General features: G+C 75.7%; 1 protein-coding gene. It reads left to right on the top strand.

Features of this window, described 5'->3' with window-relative positions; genetic code table 11:
• Nucleotides 1–260: 260 nt before the first annotated feature.
• Nucleotides 261–1,420, top strand: a 1,160-nt coding sequence (locus tag BEK98_RS46725) for an ATP-binding cassette domain-containing protein (RefSeq protein WP_208643435.1), incomplete at its 3' end; no start/stop codon positions are given.

Raw genomic sequence — 1,420 nt, 5'->3', positions numbered from 1 at the left:
GCTTCGGCGGGTTCGGCGGGTTCGGGGGAGTTGGGGGCCTCGGCGGCTCGGACGGACCCGACGGACCAGGCGGCCTCGACGGGCCCGATGGCCCTTACGGACCTGGCGGCGTCGATGGACCCGGCGGGCCCGATAGCCCCCCGGCGGGCCCGATAGCCCCGGCGGGCCCGATAGCCCCGGCGGACCCGGCGGACCCGGCGGACCCGGCGGGATCGACGGGCTCGGCGGCCCGGACGGCCCCGGCGATTCCGGCGGGCCCGATGGCCCCGGCGGACCTGGCGGCTTCGGCGGCCCCGATGGCCCTGACGGACCTGACGGACCTGACGGACCCGATGGCCCCGGCCGGCCCGATAGCCCCGACGATCCCGATGGCGCCGACGGCCCCGGGCGGAGTGCGGGACAGCGGACGGGAGCGGCCGTCCCGGCTCACCCTCGACCGCCTGCACGGTCCCGGCTTCGGGCCCATCACCCTTCAGGTCGCCGAGGGCGAGCGCGTCGGGTTGTTCGGACTCATCGGCTCCGGTCGTACGAGCCTTCTGGAGACCGTGTTCGGCAGGCGCCGCGCGTCGGGCGGCACCGTGCGGGTGGGGGAGCGGACCGTGTCTCCGGCCCGGCCCGCCGACGCCCTCGCCGCGGGGATCGCGCTGGTGCCGGCGGACCGCCGGGGGCAGGGGGTGTTCGCGTCGCTCAGCGCACGGGAGAACGTGCTGCTGCCCTCGATCAGGCCGTTGGCCCGATACGGGGTGCGGGACCTGGCCACCGAGCGGAAGGTCTTCGACTCCCTCGCCGCCGCCGTGGGGCTGCGCCCCGCCCGGCCGGGACTCCCGGCAGGCGCGTTCTCCGGAGGCAACCAGCAGAAACTCGTGCTCGGCCGCTGGATCAACGAAGCCCGGAGTGTCGACGTACTGCTGCTGGACGAGCCGACGCAGGGTGTCGACGTGGGTGGCCGTCACGAGATCTACCGGGTGGTGTCCTCACTCGCCGAAGACCGCGGTATGGCCGTCCTGTTCGCCTCCAGCGACCCCGAGGAGGTCGTGGCCCTCGCCGACCGCTGCCTGATCGTCGCCGGTGGCCGGATCGTAGGCGAACTCTCCGGTCCCGACCTCACCGAACAGACCCTCCTGTCCGTCGTGCACGGGGCTGTACCCGTAGCCCACGGCGGTTTGGCCGTCGTCGACGGGGTTGTGCCTGCCGGCGACGGGGCTTCGCCCTTCGCCCAAGGCGGTCTGCCCGCCGCCGATGGGGATCTGCCCGTCGCGCACGGCGGTCTGCCCGCCGCGCACGGGGCTCTGCCTTCCGCCCACGGCGCCTCGCCCGCCGCGGACGGGGCTCCACCCGCCACCCACGGCGGCGACGCCACCGACACCGCCACCGCCACCGGCACTTGCGCCCACATCGACTCCCCCACCCCACCCGTCAC

This window comes from Streptomyces diastatochromogenes (genome assembly GCF_002242805.1).
GTDB classification, from domain to species: Bacteria; Actinomycetota; Actinomycetes; order Streptomycetales; family Streptomycetaceae; genus Streptomyces; species Streptomyces diastatochromogenes.
This window is presented reverse-complemented; position numbering and strand designations above follow the sequence as displayed.